Source organism: Polynucleobacter sp. Adler-ghost, assembly GCF_018688495.1.
Taxonomy (GTDB): Bacteria; Pseudomonadota; Gammaproteobacteria; order Burkholderiales; family Burkholderiaceae; genus Polynucleobacter.
In genome coordinates this window covers 970,954-994,475 of the sequence record NZ_CP061320.1, presented here as the reverse complement: position 1 = coordinate 994,475, position 23,522 = coordinate 970,954, and the positions used below count along the sequence as shown (strand labels likewise).

The window sequence follows — 23,522 nt, the reverse complement described above, 5'->3', positions numbered from 1 at the left end:
AATTATTCTTTTTCAGTCTTATTGGTTTGCCCAGTAAACGGGAAGCTACTAAACATATTCGGAGAATTTTGCATTTGCTCTTGCATCTTCACGAATAGATCTTTACTTTGTTCCATATAGTTACCCATGAGACCTTGCATCATTGGGTTTTGCAGATTCATCATCTTGGCCCAAGCCTCGGGCGTACTGCCTGCCCCTAAGCCCTCAGTTTGATCGCCCAACTTGTTATGAATGTCCACAAAAGATTGCATAGTCTTTTCAAGATAGCTGCCCATCAAACCTTGCATGGAGTTTCCATAGAAGCGAATAATTTGAGAAAGCATTTGAGTGGAAAAAACTGGGGCTCCACCAGCCTCTTCTTCCAGAATGATTTGCAGCAAGATGTTGCGAGTTAAATCATCTTCAGTTTTTGCATCGACAACACTAAAAGCATCCCCGGCCATTACTAAATTTTTAATATCAGCCAGCGTGACATAGGCGCTGGTTTGGGTGTCATATAAACGACGATTGGGATACTTCTTGATTAAGCGGCTATCGCCGGCTTTTTTAGAACGTGTGGCCATGTAGTTTTTTCCTAACTCTTGGTACTGCAATGCAACATCGGCATAGTTTATCCCTAGTTTGAGCTAAAGGTAAATATGCCGATGAGGAGACCACTAAAACTCTATTTTTTATGGGATTTAGCCCGTATGCAGACCGCCATTCAAGGAGAAGTCAGCGCCGGTAGCGTAGCCACCGTCAGCAGAAGCAATCCAACAGCAGATCGAAGCGATCTCCTCAGGAGTGCCCAAGCGCTTCACTGGAACACCAGCAACAATCTTTTCAAGCACATCTTCCCGAATAGCTTTGACCATATCGGTACCGATATAGCCAGGAGAAACGGTATTCACTGTTACGCCTTTAGAAGCTAGCTCTTGTGACAAGGCCATCGTAAATCCGTGTAAACCTGCTTTGGCTGTTGAATAGTTAGACTGACCGAACTGACCCTTTTGACCATTAACAGAGGAGATGTTGATGATGCGACCCCAGCCATTATCAGCCATACCATCGACCACTTGCTTGGTGACGTTGAATAAAGAATTGAGATTGGTATCGATCACTGCTTTCCACTGCTCCGGGGTCATTTTGCGGAAAACGCTGTCTTTAGTAATACCAGCGTTATTCACTAAAACATCGACACGCCCTACCTCGGCCTTGACTTTATCGAATGCAGCAACGGTACTATCCCAGTCGGAAACATTACCTTCAGAAGCAATAAAGTCATAACCCAAAGCTTTTTGCTCGCCAATCCAGCGATCTTTGCGCGGAGAATTTGGGCCACAACCAGCGATGACCTTAAAGCCATCCTTGGCAAGACGCTGACATATAGCCGTACCAATGCCACCCATACCACCCGTTACGTATGCAATCTTTTGAGACATGTATTTCCCCTTATGAAAATATTATTGAGCAGCTGCGCTTACTTTTTCTTTCACGTACTTACCAGGCGCTGCTTCTAGTTTTTTGTAGCGTGCATTACCAAACGTTTTGCTAGCCTTTACTTTTTTGCCACCAAACTCTTCCAACCATTTAGCGTAGTTAGGCCACCAACTACCCTTAATATCTTTTGCTGCAGCTAACCACTCATCTGCGGACTTGGCCAATTTATTATTTTCGAAATAATGGCGCTTATTTTTGGCTGGTGGATTGATGACTCCGGCAATATGTCCAGAGGCGCCCAGGACAAATCGGTTTTTGCCCTTCAATATATGAGTAGATTCATAGGCAGATTTCCAGGGCACGATGTGATCATCATGAGATGCATAGATGTAGGCTGGAACAGTAATCTTGCCTAGGTCCACTTTTTCTCCACAAACGGTGAGCTTGCCGGGTTTAATTAATTCATTCTGCAAATAGGTGTGGCGTAGATACCAGCAGTACATTGGGCCTGGTAGATTAGTTGAGTCACCATTCCAATAGAGCAAATCAAATGGCGGCGGCGAATTGCCTTTCAGATAATTCTCCACAACATAGTTCCAGACTAAGTCATTTGGGCGTAAGAAGGAAAAGGTGTTTCCTAAATCTAAGCCAGACATCATGCCAAATTGACCGCCTTCACCACCAATGGTGCTCTCACGTAACTTCACCATACCTTCGTCAATGAACACATCCAAGATGCCGGTATCGCTAAAGTCCAATAAGGTCGTGAGCAAAGTTAAGCTGGCAACGTAATTCTTTTTCCGCGCTGCTAATACCGCCAAGGCGGTAGAAGTTAAGGTTCCACCAACACAAAAACCGAGTACGTTAATTAAATCTGTGCCACCAATATCTTTGGCAACCTCAATAGCCTTAATGACGCCATCACCTACATAGTCATCCCAAGTAATTTTGGACATCGAAGCATCTGGATTTTTCCAAGAGACCAAGAAGACGGTGTGACCTTGCTCAACCATGTAACGTACGACCGAGTTATCTGGTTGCAAATCTAAGATGTAGTATTTGTTAATGCAAGGAGGCACCATTAAGTATGGTCGCTCATACACCGTTTCGGTTAACGGTGTGTACTGAATTAATTCAAAGAGATCATTGCGAAATACCACTTGACCTTCAGTTGTTGCAATATTCTTGCCGACTTCAAAAGCACTTTCATCCGTCTGAGAAACTTTCCCTTTTTTCAGGTCGCCAAGCAAATTCACAATTCCGTTTTGAATAGACTGGCCTTGTGAACTAATAATGTTTTCAAGAACTTCAGGATTAGTTGCAATAAAGTTTGATGGTGACAAGGCATCAATCATTTGCTCCGTAGTGAATAAAATCTTGGTCTTGGTTTTTTCATCCGCATCAACTGCTTTAGCAAGCGCAAGCAAATGCTTGGAATTCAGCAAATAGGTTGCTGCAATCATCTTGCTCCATGAGGAATGCCAGGCTTTGCCGGAGAAGCGCCGATCTTTTACTTCGACAGCTTCAGGATTAGTTGCAAGATGGGAGAACTCGGTGAAGTATTCTTTTTGGATTTCCGCTAAGCGTTCTGGAGGAATTAACGCCATATGGTGCGGGGCCAATGATGGCGCTACACCTGTATTCATGCCTGCAAACATAATGATCTCGTAAAGTTATTAAGACCATTCTCCATCTATCAGGCTGGAAGGGTTATACGCACTAACCCTAGCCCTAGAGCTAAGCTAGTAATAACCCCAAGATTAAGGGCGATTAGAGATCCAAATGAGGGAGGCAAAGCGTCCCGTGACCTTATCCCGGCGATAGGAAAAGAAGTTCTCCGAATCACTCACGGTACAAAACTCACCACCCTCGATTTGCTCTATACCTATTAAACGTAAGCGATCTCTTGCGAGTAAATAGAGATTAGCCAAGTACTTTCCCGAAGTCTCGACAATGGGAATGAAGGCCTTAGATAAGACGCCTTGATCCTGCTGGGCAAAAGCTTGTAAAACATCTTCACCCACTTCAAATGCGCTAGGCCCAATTGCTGGACCCATCCACGCACTGATATCACTTGTCCTGAGGCCTGGAGATAATGCAATCATTTGGTCGACGGTTTTTTCCAGGATGCCGCCGCTCAAGCCGCGCCAACCAGCATGTGCCGCCCCAATGACATTACCACTCCTGCTTGCAAATAATACGGGCATGCAATCCGCAGTGAGAATGGCAAGAACCTCATTTGGAATATTGGTGACAGAGGCATCGGCCTCAAACGGCCCATTACCCAAAGCACTCCTCGAGGCTGGAGTACTCACTGTGACGCCATGAATCTGTTTAAGCCAAAGTGGCTCGGCAGGCAGCGCTGAGCTAAGGATGCTGCGGTTTTGCAGAACATCTGATGCATGGTCGCCCGCATTAAGCCCTAAGTTAAGGCTATTAAATGGTGCTTTACTCAGGCCACCCTGACGGGTGGTGCAAAAAGCCTGAATTTGCTGTGACACAGTCCAGCTTGGCTCGATCTTATGGAGCGCGTTGATCATTCTTAATGGAGACCATAAGAGCCTCTTCTTTTGGCAAGTCGGCTTCCGTCATGCCAACGAGGGGCAATAAACCGATCAAATCTTGGGGAGGCAATCTAAACCAGGTCATCACTTCTTGAGTTGCTGGGTGCTGCAGACTTAAGGCGTAAGCATGTAAGGCCTGGCGGCTAAAAGGTAATGATTTAGCTGCTCCAGGAGTCCTCTTGCGGTAGACCGGATCCCCTAAAAGAGGGAAACCCAAAGACTCTAGGTGAACCCGAATTTGATGAGTGCGGCCAGTTTCTAGGCGGCACTCTAGCAAGGCAACTGAACTTTGGGCAAAGTTGCCCTTGGCTAAGCGCCGAAATAAGGTAGCTGCAGGTTTACCTTGAGCGGCACCGGCAGCCATTTTGAGTCGATCACGCTGATCTCGGCCAACGGTCGCCAGTACCTTACCTTGAGAGGGAGCATCACCCCATACCCAAGATAGGTAACGCCTCCCAACTGTCCGCTCTTGAAGCTGTCTTACCAGCGAGGTTTGGGCAATATCTGTTCTAGCAACCACCATGAGTCCAGAGGTATCTTTATCAAGACGATGGACAATGCCTGCTCTTGGAAGCTGCTTTAACTCCGGAAAGTGATACAGCAAAGCATTTAATAAGGTACCAGTCCAATTACCTGCGGCAGGATGCACCACGAGTCCCGCGGGTTTATTGAGCACAATAATAGAGTCGTCCTCATAAACAATATCAAGCGGGATGTTTTCAGGAGAAAACGCGAACTGTTCAGGCATTTCTTGTGGAAATACCTTAATACTCTCGCTCCCACGAAGTAAATGGCGGACTTTAGTGACTTTTCCGTCTACTGTTACCGCCCCAGCTTCAACCCAAGATTGGAGTCGGTTACGGGAATAATCAGGCAAAGCGCCACCAAGAAACTTATCCAAACGCTCGCCACTGACCTCAGGGGGAACTTCTAGGGCTATGAAATCCTCATCATCGATATAATCAATGGGATTCGAATCGGGAGTATGCGGCAATGCCACGCTTAAAGAGCCTTTTAGTTATGTCGGACGTTATTACAGACGCCAGTTTAAGGCTTGCCGCCACCCTTGGGTCATCTTCCAGAAAATCCTTTATCTCTATCCTGGTTAGCGCTAGCGCCACTTGTCTTGTCCTGAGCGGATGTGCAGGCAGTGACGGCCAAAAGGATGACACTGATATTTGGTCCGAAACAAAACTGTATTCCGAGGCCAATGAGAAACTAAAAGATGCAGACTATGCAAAGTGCGGCAAGTATTTTGAAAAACTAGAAGGTCGCTTCCCTTTTGGACCCTATTCTCAACAAGCACAAATCAATGCCGCCTTCTGCTATTGGAAAGCACAAGAGCAAGCCCAAGCCCAAGTCGCCATCGATCGGTTTATTAAGCTACATCAAGGCAGTCCCAACTTGGATTATGGCTACTACCTCAAGGGCTTAATTAGCTTTAATGACGATTTAGGTTGGCTCGGTAAATTTACAGGTCAAGATTTAAGTGAGCGTGATCCAAAGGCAGCTAAAGAAGCTTTTGAGTCTTTTAAGGTTGTTGTTGAGCGTTTTCCGGATAGTAAATATGCGCCTGACTCTTTAGATCGGATGCGCTATATCGTGAATTCATTAGCAGAGGCAGATGTTATTGTGGCTCGCTTCTACTATCAACGTGGCGCCTACTTAGCCTCTGCTAACCGAGCTCAGCTTGTTATTCGGGATTATGATCGCGCACCAGCTGTTGAGGAAGCCCTCTATCTACTTACCAAGTCTTATGAGAAGTTGGGCATGACCGATCTCAGCAATGACGCAGCACGCGTATTTAAATTGAATTTTCCCGATAGTCAAATGATGTTGACCGGTCAACGCGTTCAAAAAGAACGTCGCTGGTGGCAGATCTGGAATAAGTAAGGCCGGCGGCTTCACTCAGTTAGCACTGGCACCCGCTGCGCCAATGCGCAAATCAATTCATAACCAATGGTGCCGCTCATCTGAGCCACATCATCCACCGGAACTTCATTACCCCAAAGCTCCACCACACTGCCTATTTTGGCATTAGGAGCCTCGCGTAAATCGATCGTCAACATGTCCATGGAGACTCTTCCAACAATCGGACAAATAACACCATCACCCTGAGCATCGGCATTTTCAACCCAAACTGGCGTGCCATCTTCCGCATGACGTGGATATCCGTCAGCGTAGCCACCAGCAATCACTCCAATGCGCATATCTTCTGGAGCTTCATAGCGACCACCGTAACCTACATGATCACCCTTCTTTAGGTTTTGGATATCGATGATTTCACTACGCAAACTCATTACCGCCTGAAATTCAGAGCGAACGATATCGGCATGCACCCCTGTTGGTGAAACGCCGTATAGCAAAATGCCGGGACGTATCCAGTCTCCCAAGGCGTTGCGATGCCAAAGGATGGCGGCTGAATTAGCCAAGGAAGAAGGTGCCTCGAGCCCTTCGGTAGTTTGATTGAAGCACTCCATTTGCTCTCCGACCGAGGGTGAGCGCTCAACCTGATCTGCATTAGCAAAGTGGGTCATATGATGCAAATGGTAACCGGCAGCATGCAAACGATGAAAGGCAGTACGGTATTGCTCTGGCCTGAAACCAAGACGATTCATTCCAGAATTGAGCTTCAGAAAAACATTGATTAGGCGACCCGAATGATTTTCAAAGCCTTCCAGCCAGACGACCTGTTTCTCGCTATGAACCACCAAGTCACATTGCAGCTGAATTACTAGCTCGAGCTCCTGTTGGCTAAAAAGACCCTCTAGCAAGAGAATGCGGCCTTCCCAGCCATGGCTTCTTAACCATTGCGCATCTGCAATATCTAGTAAGGCAAAGCCATCCGTGGATTCCAGCCCCTTAAATGCAGCTTCCAGGCTGTGGCCATAAGCTTTTGCCTTCACAACAGACCAGATTTTAGATTCTGGGGCAAGCTCGCGAATACGGCCTAAATTATGTCGAAAGGCATCAGTGTGTATAGTTGCCACAATAGGCCTATTAATAATGCGGTTAGCCGACAGACTCATTTACACCCTCCTTTCATGTTTTAATTACTGCAATGACTAGATTGTACGAATGAACCGTAGTTTTTACATCATTATGGCGGCGCAATTTTTTTCGTCGCTTGCTGATAACGCATTGCTGATCGCAGCAATCGCCCTCCTGGTCCAGCTAAATGCTCCGGCCTGGATGACTCCTTTACTCAAATTATTCTTTGTTCTCTCTTATGTATTGCTGGCAGCCTTTGTGGGGGCTTTTGCTGACTCACGCCCCAAGGGCAATGTCATGTTCATCACTAATACGATTAAATTTGTCGGTTGTGTAGTCATGCTGTTCGGTAGTCACCCCTTATTAGCCTATGCGATTGTGGGTTTAGGTGCTGCCGCCTACTCTCCTGCCAAATACGGCATCCTCACAGAATTACTCCCACCTGAAAAGCTGGTAGCAGCTAATGGCTGGATCGAGGGTCTTACGGTAGGCTCCATCATTATGGGTACAGTCCTTGGTGGAGTCTTGATAAGCAAGTCCGTATCTGAAAGTCTCCTGGGATTTGACATGCCCGTGCTAGAAACTGGCATCGATACCGCGGCAGAATCCGCCATCATGATCATCATGATGATTTATGTACTAGCAGCACTCATTAATTTACGCATCCCTGATACTGGGGCTCGTTACGAATCACAAAAAACCAATCCAATCGAGTTAATAAAAGATTTTGCTGTCTGCTTTAAGACACTTTGGGATGATCGTCTTGGTCAAATCTCATTGGCGGTGACCACTCTGTTTTGGGGCGCTGGCGCCACTTTGCAATTTATTGTGATTAAGTGGGCTCAGGTAGCTCTTCATATGACCTTATCCCAAGGGGCCATCCTCCAAGCAATTTCTGCATTTGGGGTTGCTGGAGGAGCCGTTTATGCTGCTTGGCGCATACCCCTCAGAAACTCACTAAAGGTTCTTCCTTACGGCATTGCCATGGGTTTAGTTGTTTGTGTCATGGCGATCTATAACTCGGATATGCTGCCTAACATTACCGTCTTGACTGTCGGAAAGTTCGAGCTTTCGCTCAAATTGCTGCCAGCATATTTCTTATTAATCTTGGTGGGCTGGTTAGCGGGCTATTTTGTAGTTCCCATGAACGCACTGCTTCAGCATCGTGGGCATGTATTGATGTCTGCAGGTCACTCGATTGCAGTTCAAAACTTTAATGAAAATATTTCTGTTTTGATGATGTTGCTAATCTACTCCGGTTTGATTTGGTTGGATGTTCCAATTCAAGCGGTCATTATTGGCTTTGGGGTAGCGGTTAGCGCAATTATGTGGCTCGTAATTAAACGTCATGCTGCCAATCAAGCTGAATACGACTCCATGCATTTAATTGGTGAACACAAGCACTAAGCCTTGGGCCTAGGGGCTAGATATTTTGCAATACTGACTTAGCAAGCAGTAGATCTTGCCAAAACAGTGCTTTATCCTTTGGCCTAGACAGCAATTGACTTAATTCAAAAGTAGCGATCAGTGGTAGATCTTCTGCCCCATCAGCGTTAACTGCTAAAACAGTTTCGCGAAGCTCTGGTAGAGCATCACGTTCACCAGATAATTTTTGTGTGGCAGCGCCACCAAACGCTAGAGCAACTATGGGTGTTCCATCTTGCGGCAATAGCTCGGGATTGAATTTATCTGCAGGATTTTTCCAAGACCACTCTTGGGGAGTTAGACCGAGAGTCCGAATGGTATTGAGAAAAAGGACTTCTGCATCACCCTGAGGTTTATTACCAAAAAACCACCATATTCCTAATGCGTGACGCTCTTGTGCTTCTGTAACAACTGGCGATGCAGGAGCAGCCCCGCCAACTTGATCATCACTAACCTGGGTGCCAAGCATCGCTTGAACATGCTCTGGAGCGGCATCACGGGACGTCCACTCGGTGATACCCATTTCTTTCAGAAAGATGGAGTTTGTACTCATATTCATGCTTCAAGCTTAATCGATTTAGCCAAAACTAGTGCATCTTCACGTAAGCCATTGATAACATCGACTGGATAATAGCTTTTGCGCAAACCAATCTGCTCATACCCAAGGCTTCGATAGAGTTGAAGGGCTGATTCATTGCTGGGGCGAACCTCTAAAATTATTCGGGGCATATTTTGCTGTACAGCAACACCCTCAATTGCATTCATCATTTTTACGCCAATACCTAAGCGACGTAATTTGGGTGAAACGGTAATATTTAGAAGATGCAACTCATCAACAGCAGGAAACAAGATGCAATAAGCCCAAAGAATCTCTGGGTCTAAATAACTGCCTTTTACCGCATCTGATAACTGAGGCCTTACACAATAAGCCCAATGACCTGCAGCCAATGAGTCTGAGAAATTGCCCTTAGTCCATGGGTGAATGTGAGAAACAGATTCAATAGCTAGCACCGAATCTAAATCCGCCTCAGTCATGGGCAGAAATGAAAGCTCCGAAACACCCTCACTATTTGATTGAGCAGATTTGAGGCTATCAGCCATGTTGAAGACTACGCTCTATAGAAGTCAGAGCTACCTTATTGCGAATGTATAGCGGCTCCAGTAAATGAACATCTTCTTGCATACCCTTGCTCCACATATCTTGGGCACAAGTTAAAACACCTAAGGCGTTAACCCCGATCGTTGAATCGAGATGAGTGCCGGCCAATATCCTAGGAGTACTTGCAAACAGACGATCGCCAAACTCAGCAATGGCACTACCCGCTACAAAATCAATTTGCGTAAGCTCAACTCCCTCTGGAGCAGTCAGATGAATATCACCCTGACGCGCAGGCAATCGTGTTATTCCAACTCGATAGCTGGCCCAATAAACCTCTTCCATGCGAGCGTCAACAGCAATTACAAAAGACTGAGCACCAGATGCAATAAATGCAGAGGTTTGAACCAACTGACTAGCAATGGCATCTAGACTGGCAACGGGATGCACTGGCAAGCGAGCTGCTGTTGCTAAGCCCTGAACAGCTGCAACGCCGAGTCGGACACCTGTAAAAGCTCCAGGACCGACTCCGATCGCTATGCCATCGAGGTCGGTAAGTTCGATCGACGCTTCAGACAACAACTCTTGAATCCAAGGTAATAAAAGCTGGCTAGCGCCGGCCGACACTTTTTGGTGACGAACTATTGGCGCAGCATCGTTTAAAGATAAAGCCACCGAACACCAAGCTGATGAGGTGTCGATGGCCAATATGTGGGTCAATTGGAACTCTCTTGATCTTATGAACGCAGACCTGCAATGATATCTGGTGGCGCCTGAACAAGCTCAATTAATACTCCCTCGCCGCACAAAGGAAACTCTTCATTACCTTTGGGATGCACAAAAGTAATGTCATAACCAGCGGCACCTTTACGAATTCCGCCAGGAGCAAAGCGAAGACCTTGGGCGGATAACCATTCAACCGCTTTAGGAAGGTCATCAACCCATAAACCAATATGATTAAGAGGTGTTTGATGAACAGCAGGCTTCTTTTCAATATCAAATGGTTGCATCAAATCAACTTCAATCTCATGGGCTCCTTTACCTATAGCGCAAATATCTTCATCCACGTTTTCACGCTCAGATACAAAAGTACTTTTGTATTCAAAGCCTAATAAGTCAACCCAAAGCTTACGTAGACGATCCTTATCCTCGCCGCCAATAGCAATTTGCTGAATCCCCAATATCTTGAATGGCTTAGTCATGACTGTCCTATTCAAAGCGAATAATCAATTGATCAACCGCTAAGCTTTCGCCAACCTTTGCGCAGATTTCAGCAACAACACCATCTTGCACGGCAACTAGTGTATTTTCCATTTTCATTGCTTCAATAGCGGCCAATTTTTGACCAGCAGTCACAGACTCGCCAACCTTAACGGAGATGTTGGTTAATAAACCAGGCATTGGAGACATTAACAATTTTGAGGTATCTGGTGGAACTTTAACCAACATACGGCGCTGAAGCTCCGCACCAAGAGGACTTAGCACCATACACTCGTAATGTGCGCCATCTAAAACCAAAGCATATTTCACACCCTTACGCTCTACCTGTGCAGTAATTTTGTGCGTGCCATTAATGGTAGCGCGCAAACATATTTCGCCTGGACGCCATTGGCTAACGATGTTGTAGCGACTAACATCGCCTCCCTCTTCAATGTAAACAGAATAAATACCATCTTTCAGCTCAACCCGGATAGGAATTTCTTTGATCTCTTCGCTTGAGCCTACGCGTGATCCAGTAACGACTACAAACCTCTTTGCAATCGTCATTTCATGACCAACTAACTGGCCATCAATCATTTTGATGTGTTCAAGGTAGCGATAGCGCATGAATGCCGCTAAAGCAGCCAAACGCTGAGGATCAGCTGGTTGAACAGAATCCTTTTTGAAACCGTCTGGATACTCTTCAGCAATAAAGCCAGTAGTAAAGTCTCCAGATACAAATCGTGGGTGCTGCAATAATGCTGCTTGGAAAGGAATGTTGGAGTGAATTCCACGAATGACGAAATCGTTTAGTGCAGCGCGCATCTTCTCAATTGCCTCAGAACGATCTTTGCCGTGCACAATTAATTTGGCAATCATGGAGTCGTAATACATCGGAATTTCACCGCCCTCATAAACACCGGTATCTACACGTACGCCATCTTGCTCTGCTGGCGGACGGTATTTCACTAGGCGCCCAGTAGATGGCAGGAAGTTACGAAATGGATCATCCGCATTAATACGACACTCCATAGACCAACCATCTAGCTTAATATCTTCCTGCTTAAATGCCAGCTTTTCGCCAGCGGCTACACGAATCATCTGCTCAACTAAATCGAGACCAGTAATACCTTCAGTCACTGGATGCTCAACTTGTAAGCGGGTATTCATCTCGAGGAAGTAGAAAGACTTATCTTTGCCCACTACAAACTCTACAGTGCCAGCAGATTGATAGTTGACAGCCTTCGCTAAAGCAACGGCTTGCTCACCCATAGCCTTACGTGTTGCAGGATCAATAAATGGAGACGGCGCTTCTTCAATTACTTTTTGATGGCGTCGCTGAATAGAGCAATCACGCTCACCGAGATACACGATATTGCCATATGAATCCCCAAGCACCTGAATCTCAATATGACGAGGGCCTTCAACGAATTTTTCAATAAAGACGCGGTCATCACCAAAGCTATTGAGAGCTTCAGTACGGCAGGCTGTAAAGCCTTCAAAAGCCTCTTTATCGTTAAAAGCCACGCGTAGCCCTTTACCACCACCACCTGCTGAAGCCTTAATCATGACGGGATAGCCAATGCCTTGAGCAATCTTGACAGCATCTTCAGCTTTTTCTATAGCCTCATTAAATCCTGGAATCGTATTGACCTGAGCTTCTAATGCGAGCTTTTTCGAGGCAATTTTGTCGCCCATTGCTGCAATAGACTGATGCTTAGGGCCGATAAAAACAATCCCCTCTTCTTCACAACGACGTGCGAATTGCTCATTCTCGGATAAGAAACCATAGCCTGGATGCACTGCCTCTGCGCCAGTATCCTTACAAACTTGAATGATGCGATCCATCACTAGATAGGATTCACGCGATGGTGCAGGCCCGATACAAACTGCTTCATCAGCCATCTGTACATGACGCGCTTCTTTGTCAGCTTCAGAGTAGACGGCAACTGTCTTAATGCCCATCTTTTTGGCAGTTTTCATCACACGGCAAGCAATCTCGCCACGGTTAGCAATCAAAATTTTCTTAAACATTTTTGTAGTCATGATTTTTTGGCGCCTTAAAGGGGGATATTGCCGTGTTTGCGCGCTGGATTTGTGAGCTCTTTATCTTTGAGCATTGCCAAAGATCGTGAGATACGTTTACGTGTTTCATGAGGCAAGATCACATCATCTATATAGCCACGACGACCAGCTACAAATGGATTGGCAAACTTGGCTTTGTACTCAGCTTCCCGAGCCGCAATTTTTGCCGGATCAGATTTTTCTTCGCGGAAAATGATTTCAACGGCTCCTTTAGGGCCCATTACTGCAATTTCAGCTGACGGCCAAGCGAAGTTCACATCGCCACGTAAGTGTTTTGAGGCCATCACATCATAGGCGCCACCGTAAGCCTTACGAGTAATTAAAGTAACCTTCGGAACAGTGCAATCCGCGTAGGCATAGAGTAACTTTGCACCATGCTTAATGATGCCGCCATACTCCTGAGATGTGCCCGGCATAAATCCAGGCACATCAACTAAAGTGACTACTGGAATATTGAAAGCATCGCAAAAGCGAACGAAACGTGCGGCTTTGATGGATGCCTTGATATCTAAACATCCGGCTAAAACTAAAGGCTGGTTTGCGACGATACCAATCGAGCGACCTTCCATACGAGCAAAACCAATCAAGATATTTTTAGCATAATCTGGCTGGAGTTCAAAGAATTCACCATCATCGACAATTTTCCCGATCAACTCTTTCATATCGTAAGGCTGATTAGGATTACTTGGCACCAATGTATCGAGCGAGAAATCAGGCTGCTCGGTACGTTGCGCCCCATTGATCATGGGCGGCTTTTCACGATTAGATAATGGTAGATAGTTAAAGAAACGACGAAGCATCATGATGGCATCAACGTCATTATCAAAAGCCAGATCGCAAACTCCTGAAATAGTTGAATGAGTTATTGCGCCACCGAGCTCCTCAGCAGTGACATCCTCATGCGTCACCGTCTTCACGACTTCTGGACCAGTCACAAACATATAAGAACTATCTTTGACCATAAAGATGAAGTCTGTAAGTGCAGGTGAGTAAACAGCACCGCCCGCTGAAGGGCCCATGATCAAAGAGATTTGCGGAATCACGCCCGAAGCAGTGACATTACGCTGGAAAATTTCAGCATAGCCACCTAGGGAAGCAACGCCCTCCTGAATCCGCGCGCCACCAGAATCATTTAAGCCAATAACAGGTGCGCCCACCTTCAGTGCCTGATCCATGATCTTACAAATCTTCTCCGCATGGGCCTCAGAAAGCGAGCCTCCCAAAACAGTAAAATCCTGTGAGAACACAAAGACCAAGCGGCCATTAATCATGCCGTAGCCAGTAACAACGCCATCTCCTGGAACAGTCTGATCAGCCATACCAAAGTCATGGCAACGATGCTCGACGAACATATCCCACTCTTCAAAAGTACCGGCATCTAGCAATAGCTCAATACGCTCGCGTGCAGTTAACTTACCTTTAGAGTGTTGAGCGGCAATACGCTTTTGCCCGCCACCTAATCTGGCAAGCTCACGCTTTGCTTCAAGCTGTTGAATGATTTCCTTCATAACTACTCCTTAGAAAAATTCGTGGCCCATAGCCTCGAGCAAACGTCTTGCGGCAACCGAGGCGGCCATAGTCCCTTGATTTACCTCAGCGCTCAAACTAGGCAAAAGTGCTTGTACTGCTGGGTGGTTCTGAAAAGCATTCTTGAGGCCTGCATCGATCCGATCCCACATCCAAGCCCCTGCTTGTTGCTTGCGACGAGATGCTAATTGACCATTGGCATTTTGTAGTTTCTGAAAATGCTGAATTTTTTCCCATAGCTCAGGAACGCCATTGCCCTCTAGAGCACTCAAAGTCATGACGGTCGGATGCCAATACTCCGCATGATGCGAGGCATGGTCAGGATTACCTTGAAATCCCAATAGTCGCAAAGAGCTAGTGATAAATAATTGTGCACGCATGGCGGCATCGGGATCGATATCCACTTTATTAATCACTATCAGATCAGCAATTTCCATCACACCTTTTTTAATTGCCTGAAGATCGTCGCCTGCATTAGGTAGTTGCAACAAGAGAAACATATCCGTCATACCAGCAACGGCAATTTCACTTTGACCCACGCCTACGGTTTCCACAATGACAATGTCAAAGCCTGCGGCTTCGGCAACCAACATCGCCTCTCGAGTTTTCTCGGCTACGCCACCCAATGTGCAAGATGAAGGGCTCGGACGAATAAAGGCGTTATCCAGGACAGATAATCTCTCCATACGAGTCTTATCACCCAAAATAGAGCCGCCCGATAAGCTTGAGGATGGGTCAATAGCCAGAACCGCAACGCGATGGCCTTTAGCGATTAAATCTAAGCCTAGCGTTTCGATGAGAGTGGATTTACCAACACCAGGTACACCGGATATACCCAAGCGAAACGACTTGCCTGTCTTTGGTAATAAAGTATTGAGAACCTCATCAGCACGATGACGATGATCCATACGGGTGGATTCAAGCAAAGTAATGATCTTAGCCAATGCTCGGCGCTGCGCCGATGAGGACGCACCAGTGAGATCATTCACTAAGGCTTGGTCTACTGCATTGAGCATGCTGATTTCTTTTGTATAAAGTTAATCAGGTTTTACAGATTTACGAATCTGCTCAAGCACATCCTTAGCAGATGCTGGAATCGGAGTGCCCGGACCATATATACCTTTGACCCCAGCCTCATATAAAAACTCATAATCTTGCCTTGGAATGACTCCGCCTACGAAGACGATGATGTCATCAGCACCCTGCTTTTTTAATTCAGCAATAATGGCAGGAACCAAAGTCTTATGACCTGCTGCAAGAGTGGAAACCCCTAAAGCATGGACATCATTCTCAATGGCTTGACGAGCGCACTCTTCAGGCGTTTGGAACAAGGGTCCAATATCTACGTCAAAACCTAAATCAGCAAAGGCCGTCGCAACCACTTTAGCACCGCGATCATGGCCATCCTGACCAAGCTTAGCAATCATGACACGCGGACGACGACCAAAGTCTTTTGCGAAATCGGCGATCTCGACTTTCAATTTATCCCAGCCTTCGGCTGAGTCATAAGCAGCTGCATACACACCGGTCACCTTTTGAGTATCGGCGCGATGGCGCCCGTAAACTTTCTCCAATGCATCAGAAACTTCACCAACCGTAGCGCGCAAACGGATCGCCTGCACAGCCAACTCCAATAGGTTGCCAGTATTTTCTTCTGCGGCTTTAGTCAATGCTTCTAATGAGGCTTCTACTTTCTTAGAATCGCGCTTCGCCTTGATGTCTTTTAAGCGAGCAACTTGGCTTTCTCGAACCTTGTCGTTATCAATCATCAAAACATCAACCAAGTCTTCTTTTCCAAGCTTGTATTTATTGACACCTACAATGACATCAGAACCTGAGTCAATCTTTGCTTGTTTTTCAGCCGCCGCCGCTTCAATCTTAAGCTTAGCCCAGCCACTCTCGACAGCCTTAGTCATGCCGCCCATAGCATCGACTTCTTGCACAATCTCCCAGGCTTTATCAGCCATCTCTTGCGTAAGACTTTCCATCATGTAAGAGCCAGCCCATGGATCGATCACGCTAGTAATGTGAGTTTCTTCCTGCAGAATTAATTGAGTGTTGCGGGCTATACGGCTAGAGAACTCGGAGGGCAATGCAATCGCTTCATCAAAGGAGTTGGTATGCAAGGATTGCGTGCCACCAAATACAGCGGCCATTGCTTCAACTGTGGTACGAACAACGTTGTTATACGGATCCTGCTCAGTTAAAGACCAGCCAGATGTTTGGCAATGCGTACGCAGCATCAACGACTTTGGATTCTTTGGCTCGAAGGACTTCATGATGCGCCACCAGAGAAGACGTGCAGCCCTTAACTTAGCAACTTCTAAGTAAAAGTTCATGCCGATAGCAAAGAAGAATGAGAGGCGCCCAGCAAAGCCGTCTACATCCAAGCCTTTTGCCAAAGCGGTTTTGACATACTCTTTACCGTCAGCCAATGTGAACGCTAATTCGAGAACTTGATTTGCGCCTGCTTCTTGCATGTGATAACCCGAAATCGAGATCGAGTTAAATTTCGGCATATATTTGGCGGTGTATTCAATAATGTCACCGATGATGCGTATGGATGGCTCTGGCGGATAGATATAAGTATTGCGCACCATAAACTCTTTCAGAATGTCATTCTGAATCGTGCCTGATAGCAACTCTTGCTTAACACCCTGCTCTTCACCGGCAACAATGTATCCAGCCAATACTGGCAATACTGCCCCGTTCATCGTCATCGAAACAGATACTTTGTCTAACGGAATCCCATCAAACAAGATTTTCATGTCTTCCACTGAGTCAATCGCAACGCCTGCCTTACCAACGTCACCAGTCACGCGTGGATGATCAGAGTCGTAGCCACGATGAGTAGCTAGGTCGAAAGCAACAGAAACTCCTTGGCCACCTGCATCCAGCGCCTTGCGATAAAACGCATTGGACTCTTCTGCAGTTGAGAAACCAGCGTATTGGCGAATGGTCCAAGGCCGCACTGAATACATGGTTGCTTGCGGCCCACGTACGAATGGCTCAAAGCCTGGTAAAGATTGTGTGTACTGCAGACCCTCAGTATCTTGAGCTGTGTATAAAGCCTTTAGGTGAATACCGTCCGGCGTTTGCCACCCCAATTTATCAACATCACCATTCGGCGCTGACTTTTGGGCGGATTTTTTCCAAGCATCTAAATCAGAATCTGGCACATTGGGCCAAGTATTGGATGAATTCGATGCAGACTTATTCTTACTTGTACTCACAAAGCACTCCCGGTTGGCTTTTTACATCATCACTAATCTTGTAGGGCTATTTTGCTTGACTTTTTTTGATTTGTCTAGATACTGTATACATAATTATGAATACAAAACTAATTAACAGGCCACTATATGAAGATGTTGCCGAACGATTGCGTGCACAAATCTTCTCCCATGAATTAGCCCCGGGAAGTTGGCTAGATGAGCAGAGCCTAGCGGCTGCCTTTGGAATTAGCAGAACGCCCATGCGCGAGGCCATTAAGGTACTTGCTTCAGAAGGTCTGGTAATTAGCAAGATGAACAAAGGCTCTTATGTCACCGAGGTTGATAGGCGTGATTTAGAGCAAATCTTTACTGTTCTCTCCCTATTAGAGGGTCAAGCAGCTAAAGAAACCGCAATAAAGGCTACCGAAGCAGAGCTAACCCAATTAGATGACCTGCACCACCGGCTAGAAAAGGCTGCAGCAGATCGAGATATCGAGCAGTTTTTTGAATTTAATGTCAAATTTCATGAATTGATCCAAGAAATCGCAGGAAATAAGTGGATGAACGGGGTTATTGATGACCTGCGTAAGGTGCTCAAACTCCAAAGGCGTGACTCTTTAAGTAGAGGGGATCGCCTTTTAAGCTCACTGCTTGAGCATCGGGAAATTCTTCAGGCCATTCTGAAAAGAGATCCCATAGCGGCAGAGCTGGCTATGCGCAATCACCTCGCTAGAGGGCTTGAGGCCACAAAATAAGAGATGCACTATAAAAGCCATAAAGAACAAAGGCTTAGGTAATTAACCCAAGCCTTTTAAAGTAACTCTAGCTAAGTCAGAAAGTTACTTTTTGATAACAAAGTTTCCTGGCAATTTAGCGATATAAGCAGCCATGTCGTGAAGATCGGCATCGCTGTATGGCTTAGCTTGAGAAGACATTACCGCATTATTACGACCAAACTGTGGATTAGAGCCCCCAACTTGGTAAGCACGCAAAGCGTAATAAAGGTAATCAGCATGCTGACCAGCTAACTTTGGATAAGCAGGCAAGATCGGCGCATTGAGTCCGGCACCATGGCAGGAAGCACAGTTGCCCTTCTCTACTAGTGCTTGGCCTTTTTCGACGTTAGCTGCTTGAGCCAAGCCAATGCTAGATAACAACATGGCGGTAATTAGTGCGAATTTCATAAACATGCCTCTAAATATCACTTCAATGGGTTATTTGGTGAGCTGGCAGTTTGCGCAGCATAGTATTCGCCGAGATCAGCCATGTCCTGATCAGACAAGCTACCGGCAATCGAACGCATCGTTGGATGCTTTCTTTCACCTTTCTTGTATGCCGCTAGGGAGCTGGCAATGTAAGCGGCATTTTGACCACCAATCATTGGCACTTTATAAACCAAAGGGTAGTCAGCGCGGTAGTCGGGGATAGCGTGGCAACCAATACAAAGCCAAACCTTGCCCTGTCCAGCTTGGGCAGAGCCTTTAACGTCTTGAGCTTGAGCAGAGAGTCCAGCAAAGGCCAAACCAGCACAGAGGGTCAATTGGGAAAGAATGAGGTGTTTTTTCATAGAAATCATCGGTAACTTGTTTGATTCAAATCAATTTGGAGAGAGTATAGCGGAGACGAGCCAAGACACCCTGTTTTCACCCCTTGAAATGATTAAAAACACTGTAAATACGGACTGTATTACCTATACTTGACGGCTATTCACAGACAAATTGATTGCCCCCACCATGACTAAGAACCAATCCCGCTTCGATGGCTCCCAAAGCTATGTGGCTACAGATGACTTGAAATTGGCTGTCAATGCCGCGATACAACTACAGCGCCCCCTTCTAATTAAAGGAGAGCCCGGAACAGGCAAAACTATGCTGGCCGAGGAAGTCGCTGCCGCCCTGAAAATGCCTCTAATGCAATGGCATATTAAATCGACCACCAAGGCTCAACAAGGTCTTTATGAATACGATGCCGTCAGCAGACTAAGAGATTCCCAACTTGGCGATGAAAAGGTGAATGACATTCGCAATTACATTGTTAAAGGCGTTCTTTGGCAAGCATTTGAAGCGGACGAACCTGTTGTTTTGCTGATTGATGAGATTGATAAGGCCGATATTGAATTTCCAAACGACCTCTTACGAGAAATCGACCGTATGGAGTTCTACGTATATGAAACTCGTGAGTTGATCAAAGCGAAGCACCGCCCTCTGGTCATCATCACCTCAAATAATGAAAAAGAATTGCCCGATGCATTTTTGCGTCGCTGCTTCTTTCACTACATCTCTTTTCCAGACGCAGGAACAATGCAAAGCATTGTTGATGTCCACCATCCGAACATTCAGCAAGAATTGTTAGAAGCTGCACTCCAATCTTTTTATCAAATCCGCTCTTTACCGGGCTTAAAGAAGAAGCCCTCCACTTCTGAGCTCATCGATTGGTTAAAGCTATTGCTTGCGGAAGAAATTCCTGCTGAGGCTCTCCATAGTGGTGATGACAAAATTACGATTCCCCCACTGCATGGTGCGCTTCTCAAAAACGAGCAAGACATACACCTCTTTGAGCGTTTAGTCATGATGAACCGCAATCACCGCTAATTTCACGGGCCGATATTTTTCGATAGCCCAATTATGTTGATTCAGTTCTTTCTCAATCTCAAAGAAGCCAAGGTGCCGGTTTCCGTTCGGGAATTTTTAACGCTGCTAGAAGCTCTAAAGGAAGGTGTTATTGAACCCTCGATTGATGAGTTTTACCAATTGGCCAGGATGACCTTAGTCAAGGATGAGCAGCACTTTGATCGCTTCGATCAAGTCTTTGGCTCCTACTTCAATGGTGTAGAGCAAATCATGGCCTTAGCCCCTGATATCCCTTTGGACTGGCTTGAGAAAAAATTGCAACGCGTATTAACCGAAGAAGAAAAAGCGGCGCTCAAAAAACTGGGTGGGCCTGAAGCTTTACAAAAGCGCCTTCAAGAGCTTTTAAAAGAGCAAAAAGAATGGCATGGTGGTGGCAATAAATGGATTGGTGCAGGTGGTTCATCTCCGTTTGGGCATAGCGGCTACCACCCAGAGGGCATACGCATTGGTGGCGAGAGCGCGGGCAATCGTACGGCCATCAAAGTTTGGGAAGCCCGGGAATTCAAAGACTATGACAGCGATCTTAGTTTGGGAACACGAAATATCAAAATGGCTTTACGGCGCTTACGTCGTTTTGCCAGAGAAGGCTCGAATCTAGAATTAGATCTTGATAAAACGATCCACTTTACTGCTGCAAATGCAGGAATGCTCGATATTCAAATGCGCCCTGAACGTCACAACCAAGTCAAAGTCTTGTTACTGATGGATGTCGGCGGATCAATGGATGATCACATTACGCGCATCTCTGAATTATTTACAGCCGTCAAAACAGAATTCAAACACCTGGAGTATTACTACTTTCATAACTGCGTATATGAACATCTCTGGCAAAGTAATCGCCGCAGACGCGATCAAGTCACCGCAACCCAAGACATCATTAATAAATATGGTCCAGATTACAAGCTCATTTTCATTGGAGATGCGACCATGTCTCCTTATGAGATTCTGAGTCCCAATGGATCGGTTGAGTACAACAATCGGGAAACTGGTGCATCGTGGATTAATCGCCTCATTGATCACTTCCCTCACTTTGCCTGGCTCAACCCAGAGCCAGAATCCGTTTGGCAATATCGACAATCGATCGATATCATGAAAGGTCTCATGAAAGACCGTATGTATCCGGTGACCTTAAATGGTCTCGAGAATGCCATGCGTCAACTATCTAAGTAATCCAGTAAGATTTACATCAAGACTCTTTATTTTCCTTTATTTTTTCTTCACTGAAACTCTATGACAAATCACATTAGCGATCGCCTAAAAACTTTGGGTATTGACTTACCTCCGCCTGGACCACCTGCTGCCGCCTATGTCATGGCTGCAACGACTGGCAATACTGTTTTTCTATCAGGTCATATTGCCAAGCAAGATGGCAAGCCGTGGGTTGGTAAGCTGGGTCTTGATATGAACACCGAAACCGGTAAAGCTGCAGCTAAATCGATTGCGATTGATTTAATTGCCACTCTACAAAATCACTTAGGTTCACTCGATAAAGTAAAGCGCATAGTCAAAGTGATGGGTTTAGTCAATTCAACTTCTGAATTTACAGAGCAACACTTAGTAATCAACGGATGCTCGGAACTACTCTTTGAGGTTTTTGGTGATGCAGGAAAACATGCTCGTAGCGCATTTGGTGTAGCGCAAATCCCACTGGGTGCTTGCGTTGAAATCGAACTGATTGCAGAGATTTAAAAACTAAATCGGTTGAGTTTGTGTCTTTGGATGTCTTCCGGTGTGTCGACATCCATAACAAATGCCTTATTACTGGTGGGCATAATCCTTACCTTGTCGGGATGAAGATCCATATAGGATCGACAAAACATACCTGGGATTTGCAGCACATCCGAGATCGCTTTATCAGAAAATAAAACTGGATTACCGCGTCTTCCCTCCACCGTTGGCAGAATAATTTCCTGACCATCTTCTCGCTTAAGGTATTCATCAAGTAATGCTTGTATCTCCTTTGCACCAACTTCAGGCTGATCTGATAGCGCGAGTAGCAAGACATCAAAGTCAGCTCGGAGGGATTCAAGCCCCAAGCGAACAGAAGATGGCTGACCCTCTTCCGGCGAAGCATTTCTAATAATCTTCATCGGATGAGCCAAAGCGGTATTTAACTTGCTAATCTCAGACTCAATCAATTGTGCGTGAAATCCAGTGACCACGATGCATTCGACGGGATCAAATCCCTGAATTGCCTTTGAAAAACACTCTAAAAGGGTCTTACCTTCACGGTGCAGCAAAGCTTTCGGATGAGTACCTAGCCGACTGCCTTCGCCAGCTGCCAATAACAGGACAGCTGTGCGTAATTTTGAATCTTGGGTTGATGGGCTAGAACTTGGCATTAGAGTGATAATAAATAGATTGCTAGTCAAAAATCAGAAATACCAGAAATTAAAGACAGGAAATGAATAGTACCGATTTAAGCGTATTAAAAGCTGCGGTGGATTGGCTCAAATTGGGTCATCCCGTAGCTATTGCCACAGTTGTGCAGACATGGGGCTCTGCTCCAAGACCTGTCGGGTCCTGGCTGGCCATTCGAGGTGATGGGCAAGTCACTGGATCAGTTTCTGGCGGATGCGTAGAAGATGATCTGATTCGCCGAGTGCAAACCGAAATCCTGACCAGAGATTTGCCGGAAATGGTGGTCTATGGTGTTAGTCAACAAGAGGCCGCTCGCTTTGGCCTGCCCTGTGGTGGAACGCTGCGATTGCTCGTCGAGCCAAAACCAGAGTTGGCTATTTTGGAGGACATTCTGGAGTCCATCAGCAATCACCAAATTACGTCACGCACAGTGGATCTTGCGACCGGCAAATCTATGCTCGAGGCTGGCAATCGTCATGAGGCATTCGTCTGTGACGAGCGATTGATGAAAACCACATATGGTCCTCGTTGGCGCATGGTCATCATTGGCGCGGGGCAGTTATCACTTTACACCGCTGATTTTGCGCTCGCATCGGACTTTGAAGTGATCGTGATTGATCCGCGCGAAGAATACGCAGAAGGCATTAATCGTGATCAGATTCAGTTTATCAAGGGCATGCCAGATGATGTGCTGCTAGAAATTGGAGTTGACTCCCATACGGCGGTGGTTGCCTTAACGCATGATCCCAAGCTTGATGACATGGCCTTAATGGAGGCATTGAAGTCCCCTGCATTTTACGTGGGCGCACTGGGTAGCAGAATCAATACTCAAAAGCGCAAAGCCCGCTTACTAGAATTTGATGTTACACAGGAGCAAGTTGAACGTCTCCATGGACCTGTCGGTCTATTTATCGGTGCCTTGACTCCACCAGAAATCGCCGTATCGATCTTGGCTGAAGTTATTGCCGTGAAGTACGGCGTAGCAGTCTCCCAGAAAGTTTAAGCAACAATA

General features: G+C 46.1%; 24 protein-coding genes. 7 read left to right on the top strand and 17 right to left on the bottom strand.

The genetic code is table 11. The features are described from left to right. Positions 1–2: 2 nt before the first annotated feature. The 5 genes from phaR to ICV89_RS05200 form a co-directional block, all read right to left on the bottom strand. Positions 3–563 carry a polyhydroxyalkanoate synthesis repressor PhaR gene (gene phaR / locus ICV89_RS05220; RefSeq protein ID WP_215310208.1) on the bottom strand — a complete coding sequence of 187 codons (561 nt, stop codon included), beginning with the start codon at positions 561–563 and terminating at the stop codon, positions 3–5. Between the two features lie 117 nt (positions 564–680). Then, positions 681–1,421, bottom strand: coding sequence for a 3-ketoacyl-ACP reductase (locus ICV89_RS05215; RefSeq protein WP_215310207.1), 741 nt, complete (start codon positions 1,419–1,421; stop codon positions 681–683). A gap of 21 nt (positions 1,422–1,442) precedes the next feature. Beyond that, the gene (gene phaC, locus ICV89_RS05210; protein ID WP_215310206.1) at positions 1,443–3,077 is read right to left on the bottom strand and encodes a class I poly(R)-hydroxyalkanoic acid synthase; all 1,635 of its coding nucleotides are present in this window, start codon (positions 3,075–3,077) and stop codon (positions 1,443–1,445) included. Positions 3,078–3,179: 102 nt separating this feature from the next. Then, positions 3,180–3,959 carry a peptidoglycan editing factor PgeF gene (gene pgeF / locus ICV89_RS05205; protein ID WP_215310205.1) on the bottom strand — a complete coding sequence of 260 codons (780 nt, stop codon included), beginning with the start codon at positions 3,957–3,959 and terminating at the stop codon, positions 3,180–3,182. Further along, a complete protein-coding gene (locus ICV89_RS05200; protein WP_215310204.1) occupies positions 3,940–4,983 on the bottom strand; it encodes an RluA family pseudouridine synthase in 1,044 nt (347 codons plus the stop codon). The genes pgeF and ICV89_RS05200 overlap by 20 nt, the downstream gene beginning before the upstream one ends. A gap of 20 nt (positions 4,984–5,003) precedes the next feature. On the opposite strand from ICV89_RS05200, the gene ICV89_RS05195 reads away from it, so the two are divergent. After that, positions 5,004–5,876 carry an outer membrane protein assembly factor BamD gene (locus ICV89_RS05195; RefSeq protein ID WP_215310203.1) on the top strand — a complete coding sequence of 291 codons (873 nt, stop codon included), beginning with the start codon at positions 5,004–5,006 and terminating at the stop codon, positions 5,874–5,876. Positions 5,877–5,887: 11 nt separating this feature from the next. Here ICV89_RS05195 and alr read toward each other — a convergent pair whose 3' ends face one another. Beyond that, positions 5,888–6,988, bottom strand: a complete 1,101-nt coding sequence (gene alr, locus ICV89_RS05190) for an alanine racemase (protein WP_215310333.1) — start codon at positions 6,986–6,988, stop codon at positions 5,888–5,890. Between the two features lie 73 nt (positions 6,989–7,061). Between alr and lplT the strand changes: the two genes are divergently transcribed. Next, positions 7,062–8,381 (top strand): lysophospholipid transporter LplT, encoded by a 1,320-nt coding sequence (lplT, locus tag ICV89_RS05185; protein ID WP_215310202.1) that lies wholly within the window; start codon positions 7,062–7,064, stop codon positions 8,379–8,381. Between the two features lie 16 nt (positions 8,382–8,397). Here lplT and ICV89_RS05180 read toward each other — a convergent pair whose 3' ends face one another. The 8 genes from ICV89_RS05180 to scpA are packed head-to-tail and all read right to left on the bottom strand — an operon-like array spanning position 8,398 to position 17,486. Next, entirely contained in the window at positions 8,398–8,958 is a 561-nt protein-coding gene (locus ICV89_RS05180) for a hypothetical protein (RefSeq protein ID WP_251370922.1), read from the bottom strand. Then, the gene (locus ICV89_RS05175; protein ID WP_215310201.1) at positions 8,955–9,500 is read right to left on the bottom strand and encodes a GNAT family N-acetyltransferase; all 546 of its coding nucleotides are present in this window, start codon (positions 9,498–9,500) and stop codon (positions 8,955–8,957) included. The genes ICV89_RS05180 and ICV89_RS05175 overlap by 4 nt, the downstream gene beginning before the upstream one ends. After that, positions 9,493–10,215 (bottom strand): tRNA (adenosine(37)-N6)-threonylcarbamoyltransferase complex dimerization subunit type 1 TsaB, encoded by a 723-nt coding sequence (gene tsaB, locus ICV89_RS05170; RefSeq protein ID WP_251370921.1) that lies wholly within the window; start codon positions 10,213–10,215, stop codon positions 9,493–9,495. Before tsaB ends, ICV89_RS05175 begins: the two co-directional genes overlap by 8 nt. A 17-nt stretch (positions 10,216–10,232) precedes the next feature. Next, positions 10,233–10,697, bottom strand: a complete 465-nt coding sequence (locus ICV89_RS05165; protein ID WP_215310200.1) for a VOC family protein — start codon at positions 10,695–10,697, stop codon at positions 10,233–10,235. Between the two features lie 7 nt (positions 10,698–10,704). Beyond that, the gene (gene accC / locus ICV89_RS05160) at positions 10,705–12,729 is read right to left on the bottom strand and encodes an acetyl-CoA carboxylase biotin carboxylase subunit (RefSeq protein WP_215310330.1); all 2,025 of its coding nucleotides are present in this window, start codon (positions 12,727–12,729) and stop codon (positions 10,705–10,707) included. A 26-nt stretch (positions 12,730–12,755) separates the two neighbouring features. Further along, complete coding sequence (locus ICV89_RS05155) at positions 12,756–14,288, bottom strand: acyl-CoA carboxylase subunit beta (RefSeq protein WP_215310199.1); 1,533 nt, start codon at positions 14,286–14,288, stop codon at positions 12,756–12,758. Between the two features lie 9 nt (positions 14,289–14,297). Continuing rightward, a complete protein-coding gene (gene meaB, locus ICV89_RS05150; protein WP_215310198.1) occupies positions 14,298–15,323 on the bottom strand; it encodes a methylmalonyl Co-A mutase-associated GTPase MeaB in 1,026 nt (341 codons plus the stop codon). A gap of 21 nt (positions 15,324–15,344) precedes the next feature. Further along, on the bottom strand, positions 15,345–17,486 hold the full coding sequence (gene scpA, locus ICV89_RS05145; RefSeq protein WP_215310329.1) for a methylmalonyl-CoA mutase: 2,142 nt from the start codon (positions 17,484–17,486) through the stop codon (positions 15,345–15,347). 149 nt (positions 17,487–17,635) lie between these two features. Between scpA and ICV89_RS05140 the strand changes: the two genes are divergently transcribed. Further along, positions 17,636–18,274 carry a GntR family transcriptional regulator gene (locus ICV89_RS05140; protein ID WP_215310197.1) on the top strand — a complete coding sequence of 213 codons (639 nt, stop codon included), beginning with the start codon at positions 17,636–17,638 and terminating at the stop codon, positions 18,272–18,274. A gap of 84 nt (positions 18,275–18,358) precedes the next feature. On the opposite strand, the gene ICV89_RS05135 is transcribed toward ICV89_RS05140, so the two are convergent. Together ICV89_RS05135 and ICV89_RS05130 are read right to left on the bottom strand one after the other, a co-directional pair. Next, the gene (locus tag ICV89_RS05135; protein ID WP_215310196.1) at positions 18,359–18,703 is read right to left on the bottom strand and encodes a cytochrome c; all 345 of its coding nucleotides are present in this window, start codon (positions 18,701–18,703) and stop codon (positions 18,359–18,361) included. Positions 18,704–18,720: 17 nt separating this feature from the next. Next, positions 18,721–19,086: a cytochrome c gene (locus ICV89_RS05130; RefSeq protein WP_215310195.1), complete on the bottom strand. Its 366-nt coding sequence runs from the start codon at positions 19,084–19,086 to the stop codon at positions 18,721–18,723. A 166-nt stretch (positions 19,087–19,252) separates the two neighbouring features. Between ICV89_RS05130 and ICV89_RS05125 the strand changes: the two genes are divergently transcribed. Genes ICV89_RS05125 through ICV89_RS05115 form a run of 3 tightly spaced genes read left to right on the top strand, consistent with a single transcriptional unit; the run spans position 19,253 to position 21,838 of the window. Beyond that, complete coding sequence (locus tag ICV89_RS05125; RefSeq protein WP_215310194.1) at positions 19,253–20,110, top strand: MoxR family ATPase; 858 nt, start codon at positions 19,253–19,255, stop codon at positions 20,108–20,110. Positions 20,111–20,143: 33 nt separating this feature from the next. Then, positions 20,144–21,319 (top strand): VWA domain-containing protein, encoded by a 1,176-nt coding sequence (locus tag ICV89_RS05120; protein WP_215310193.1) that lies wholly within the window; start codon positions 20,144–20,146, stop codon positions 21,317–21,319. A 60-nt stretch (positions 21,320–21,379) separates the two neighbouring features. After that, on the top strand, positions 21,380–21,838 hold the full coding sequence (locus ICV89_RS05115) for a RidA family protein (RefSeq protein ID WP_215310192.1): 459 nt from the start codon (positions 21,380–21,382) through the stop codon (positions 21,836–21,838). On the opposite strand, the gene ICV89_RS05110 is transcribed toward ICV89_RS05115, so the two are convergent. Next, positions 21,835–22,491, bottom strand: a complete 657-nt coding sequence (locus tag ICV89_RS05110) for an NTP transferase domain-containing protein (RefSeq protein ID WP_215310191.1) — start codon at positions 22,489–22,491, stop codon at positions 21,835–21,837. The genes ICV89_RS05115 and ICV89_RS05110 overlap by 4 nt on opposite strands. A 62-nt stretch (positions 22,492–22,553) precedes the next feature. Between ICV89_RS05110 and ICV89_RS05105 the strand changes: the two genes are divergently transcribed. Next, positions 22,554–23,513 (top strand): XdhC family protein, encoded by a 960-nt coding sequence (locus tag ICV89_RS05105; protein ID WP_215310190.1) that lies wholly within the window; start codon positions 22,554–22,556, stop codon positions 23,511–23,513. Positions 23,514–23,522 lie beyond the last annotated feature (9 nt).